This is a genomic window from Rhodoplanes sp. SY1, assembly GCF_046000175.1.
Classification (GTDB): domain Bacteria; phylum Pseudomonadota; class Alphaproteobacteria; order Rhizobiales; family Xanthobacteraceae; genus Rhodoplanes.
The window spans coordinates 1-5,309 of record NZ_JBEOMB010000180.1 but is presented as its reverse complement, the minus strand read 5'-3'; the positions used below and the strand labels follow the sequence as shown (position 1 = coordinate 5,309).

Below are 5,309 nucleotides of genomic sequence, written 5' to 3'. Positions count from 1 at the left end.
CTACTTCAAACGCGATTCCCCTGCGTTATGACGAGGGCCTTCAAGACCAACTCAAATTTCTGGAATATCTAAATTCCACCAGAGGCCACTATTCCTCGCAGCTCGGTCAGGACGTTTTCGCGCTAGCAATGAGTGGCTTCAAACGCGAAGGCTATTTCGTCGAGGTGGGCGCTCATCACGGCGAGTATCTTTCCAATACGTTAATGCTTGAGCGCGACCACGGTTGGCGCGGCCTCCTCATCGAGCCCGACCCGACGAATTACGCCACGCTCGCTACGCGAGCCGGCACACTTGTAAAGAAGGCGGCGTGGTCTCGGAGCGGCGAAATGCTTCGTTTCAAGTCGGTCGCCGATTCAGCCCTCTCAGTAGTGGCGAGCGTGTCACCGGGCGATGGCCATAACCGCGACTCCGCCCGCGAGATCGTGGTCGAGACGCAGACCCTTGATGATATTCTATCTGCAGCCGGCGCGCCCAACATTATCGACTACATCAGCATCGATGTGGAAGGCGCCGAGGTGCAGGTGCTCGACGGGTTGTCGCTCGACCGATGGAACGTGCAAGCAATGAGTATCGAGCACAATCACAATACTGCTCGCATTGCTACCTTCGAGAAGCTTTTAGCCAAACACGGTTTGGTCCGCGCCTTCGATGTTGTCTCTGATTTCGACTGCTACTTTGTCCGTCCCGAACGCCTGGCAGCTTGGCGAGCTCTGGTCATTTCATGAACATGGTTCGAGGGCGCTGAATTGTTCGAATTCCTGAAAGCAAAAGCCGCCCGCCTGTTCGGAGCTCCGCCGGAAGGATATGGGGTTCGGCCGCCAGCGACCCCGCGTGAGCATCTCCACGCCGCGTGGGTGGCGGCTGGGGGGCCGGCGCAGCTCGGAGAGGAATATGCGAGCTTCGTCGAAAGACACGGCGCCGATGCGCTCGATCTCGTCAACGCGCGGACGATACATTACTATTGGCTACGGCAGCTCGGCCAGCTGACCAACGAATTCAAGATCGACCTTGTTATCGACGGCGGGGCCAACACGGGCCAATACGCCTCTACCCTGCTCGGCTTTTCTGGCTACAGGGGCGAGGTGCATTCATACGAACCGCTGAGTGAAGAGTTCGCGGTGATGAAGCAGTACGAGTCGCATTACGGAGGCTGGCGCATGTTCAACATGGCCATCGGAGACTTCGATGGCGAGGCGGAGATCGTCATCAATGGCGAGGTCTCGTCGCTCCTGCAGAAGACCGAGATGCTCGACCGGCTGACTGGCGGTGCGAAGCCCGAGCGCAAGGAGAAAGTCGCCGTCCGGCGGCTCGATACGCTTTACTGCGAGGTTCTAGCCGATCTCTCCCGTCGCGTAATGCTAAAGCTGGACGTCCAAGGGTTTGAGGAGCGCGCTTTACGCTCGGCTGGTAAGTACCTTGGTGCATTTAAACTCGTCCAGATTGAATTGTCGGGTGTTGCTCTTTATAATGGTGACATGCGGATTCCGAGAGCAATGTCGCTGCTGGAAGATGCCGGATTCACGCTGATCTACTGCAAGAATAACTTTTCCATCCGGGGGACCGTCACTGTCGACTTCGACTTCATATTCTGTCGCCGTTCAGAGTTCGACGCAATGCAAGCTTAGCTCCGTACCCTAGGGAGCGGGGCGAAACCGGTTCTGGATTGGCGGCAAAACTGGGCACGGATCGTTATGACTGGCTTTTCGCGACCCGCGGCCGGAGGTTCGTCGCCAATTCCGCTCATCTCCGTGCTGATGCCGGCCTACAATGTCGAGCATTACATTGGTGCGGCCATCGAGAGCATCCTAGCGCAAAGCCACAGCAATTTCGAACTGCTGATCCAAGACGACGGCTCGCAGGACGGAACACGCGCAGCCATCTCGGACTTTGTTGCGCGTGACGATCGTGTGCGCCTGCTGCCGAACTTCTCGAAGAACCGTGGCGTCGTCGCCGCGCGCAATGCGCTGCTTGCCGCCGCCTCTGGTGAGTTCTTGGCTTGGATGGACAGCGACGACATCTCGTTGCCCGACAGGCTCGCCCGACAGTTGGAGTTTCTTGAGAAGCACCCTGCCGTCGGTGCGGTTGGAACCGCGATCGCCCTCGCCGATGAAGAGCTCTATGTCTACGATGCGAAGTTCTTCCCCAAAGACTCTGAGCGGCAGCGCCGAGATCCCTATATCGCGTGCCAGACGATTATGGCGCGAGTGTCGGTTGCCCAAAAGGCCGGCGGTTTTCGCGTCGGTGGCGAGGACGGCGATTGGCTTCTGAGAATAGCAGACCATGCGAAGGTCACGTCGCTCGACGAAATTCTCTACGTGTATCGTGTGCGAAACGGCTTGGCGAAGATCAACGCCGCCATGATCCGTCGCCTCGGCGTGGTCGCGCGGCTCGCTGCGGAAGAGCGGCGTGCCGGACGGCCGGACCCAATCGATGCCATGCGGGCGAATGATACGACGTCGGCCATCAGCGACTTGGCATTGCTGCGCCAGACGGCGCTGGCGGCCGAAACCCGGGTCGAAGTGGTCTCGGCGCCGATCGGGGATGCTCCGCCGCTAATCTCCCTTCTTCTCGCCGTTCCCGCCGGAATCAATCTCGGCGCGTTCGAGCGGTGCTGCCGGTGGTTGTCGCGCCAGAATTTCCGGAATTTCGAGGTCGTCGTCGCGCATGCACCGGGCTGGCGTTTGCCTGATGGTAGCCGGAAGATCCTGAACGGCGTGCAAGTCATTGAATGCGAGATCTCGCCCGATTGGCCGAGCCGGCGCATCATCGCGGATATTCTCGCCTCGACGCGCGGAAGTTTTATTCTTTGGCAGAGCGCCAATGGATATTCGCGCGAGACCCGTTTGTACATGTTCCTCCTCGCCGTCTTGGCGCATCCCGAGGCGTTGGCCATCGGTACGGCCATCAATGTCGTCGATGAGGAGGACGTCTTGCTCTCGCAGACCTTCGAAACAGTGCCCTTCCGCAACGGCAGGTTCAGCGGTCATGCCGCGTCATTCGGCTTTCGCCGGGACGCGCTTGAGCGGTTGCTCGCGCAGGATGGAAATCTGGCGGGACCCCTGAGCCTTGAGGAAATTCTTAATCAGCTTGATCGGCAAGGGTCTATCGTCAATGTACCTGATATCGGATATTATGCGCAGTATACGAGCGGCAATACGGTTTCCGTGCTCATCGATGTGGGGACCGATGAACCCCGCCTAGAAAGCTGCCTCGAAGCACTCGGCGCGCAAACCATGACGGATTACGAGATCGTCGCATCACTCGGTCCAAAGCTTTCGCCGAAGATGCGCGCTACGGCGGAGCGGCTGTTGTCTGCGGGAGGGGCCCGCATCGTGGATACTTGCGCTTGTGCTACGGTGACAGACCGTGCGCATGCGCTGTTCGACGCTTCGCTCGGCCGTTACGTACTGTGGCATTCGCCGGGTGCCGTTTCGGCTCCGCAGCGCCTTGAAACCCTGGTGACCCATATGGCCACCCATCCGGGGTGCAACGCTGTCGGCTCGGCAGTCATTGATCCGTCGACCGGCAAGGCGATGGTATTCTCCCGAGAGGCGATCGGTGCCCGTCGATTCGTAGGGTTTCCGGAGAGCTTCCTGATCCGCCGGCGGGTTGCCTTGACCATCGGGCGTTTGCGCTCAGCTCTTCCTTTGGACCATGCGCTCCAGGACTTCTTGGAGCGGATAGCGCCGCCAGGAAGCGTCCAGAACCTTGGTGAACCACTCTATTCGCCGAAGGCGCTGCGTCGGTCAGTCTTCGCTTCCTCCGGCGCGCCGCTGCTCCGGCGCGCCGCGAGCATAGCGCTGTTCCATGCCAGGAATCGCCGCCGCGTGCTCCGTACGCCGCAATCTACGCCTGTTAGGGCCCCAGCCGCGGAACTTGAACCAATAGCGTCTTCCGCACCGGGGCTGTTTGAGGTGGTGTTGAAGGAGGTGCCCGGCGCGCCGGCGGTCAAGACCGCGCCGGCGCGAATCGTCGCGCGCTGCCACGATAACTGGTATGATTTCGATGAAGCCCTGCGATACTTGACGCCTGGAGGCAGCGGCGTGGTGGACGGGGTGGCGTTCGTGCGCGACGAAACGCGCCCAGCCGATTGGCACGTCGTCTTCAATCATCCGGGCGCGTCGCCCGCTCGCTTCGAGGTATCGCCGGATCGAGTCCTGTTCGCCGTCGGCGAGCCTCCGACAATGCCGTTCCGCCAACTCCAGCTTGGTCAAGGGTGCGGCACGACGGTGATGACCTCGGACGAGGAACTCGCTGCCTCGCGCAATCCCGCTCGACGTTTCGTGCTGACTCCTTGCATGACGCGTACTTGGTCGATGAGACGCCCCCTCCACGAACTCGCCCGCACGGTCGTGGCCGAGAAACCGGGCCGGCTCTCTTGGATCACCAGCAATCTCACAATGGTGGCGGGGCATCACAGGCGACTGAGATTTCTTGAAAAACTTCGCGGACGCATGGAGTTCGACCTGTTCGGCAGAGGGTTCCGACCAATTGCGGACAAGTGGCAGGCACTCGCGCCATATCGCTACTCGATCGCTTTCGAGAACAGTATCGAGCGCTACTATTTCACCGAAAAGATTATGGATTGTTTCGTAGCCGAGGCCATGCCGATTTATGTTGGCTGCCCAAACATTTTAGATTTTTTTCCCGCAGAATCACTCGTGGTTATCGACCCCGATGATCCTGAAGTTTTTGCGCAAATCGACGAGGTGGTGAACTCTGATCTCCATGTGCGGCGTCGCGACGCGATCCTTGAGTCCAAGCGCCGTGTGATCGAGGACTATAATCTTTTCTCCCGTATCGCGCGCTTCATCAACGCCGCGCCTGCCTCCACCGGCCTGCCTGTGCCGATGGTGGTCCAACCTATCCACCTCGATTTTTCCGATGAGGGGAAATCGACGCCGCGCGTTGACTTTGCACTTGAGGCGTTGGGCGGCCGGCCAGCGATACCGAAGAATGGCGCTGCACGACCTTGCATTCGGAAGCTAGGGGATGATTTAGCAGCTGATCATCCGAGGTGAAGCGGAGCTTCAGTCAGGAGTAATTATATGGTTCCCAATCTAATTGAATCGCGAGGGATTCCCAATCGGCAGGGACGGGATGAGACCTGTCCGCGGATAGCTCTGGACCACGCACCGAATATCTGACTCGCTGATCCGCAGAGCGGATGTGGAGTGGGCGATGTCACGGCGGCGGATCGGTCCGGAGACGCTTCAATTCGGTTCTGGACCAGGTCGCATCGGTCGTCACTCGACGCTTTGGAGGCGCTTATCGACTAGGTGCCAATCGCGCGTTATTGAAATGGATCC

3 protein-coding genes are annotated in these 5,309 nt (G+C 59.5%); all 3 read left to right on the top strand.

Annotated elements, in window-relative coordinates; genetic code table 11:
* The coding region (locus ABTU92_RS27615) for an FkbM family methyltransferase (RefSeq protein ID WP_408094793.1) at positions 1-725 on the top strand (725 nt) is incomplete at its 5' end.
* A gap of 21 nt (positions 726-746) precedes the next feature.
* The gene (locus ABTU92_RS27610) at positions 747-1,625 is read left to right on the top strand and encodes an FkbM family methyltransferase (RefSeq protein ID WP_408094792.1); all 879 of its coding nucleotides are present in this window, start codon (positions 747-749) and stop codon (positions 1,623-1,625) included.
* A 129-nt stretch (positions 1,626-1,754) separates the two neighbouring features.
* On the top strand, positions 1,755-5,021 hold the full coding sequence (locus tag ABTU92_RS27605; protein WP_408094791.1) for a glycosyltransferase: 3,267 nt from the start codon (positions 1,755-1,757) through the stop codon (positions 5,019-5,021).
* The last annotated feature ends 288 nt before the right edge of the window (positions 5,022-5,309 follow it).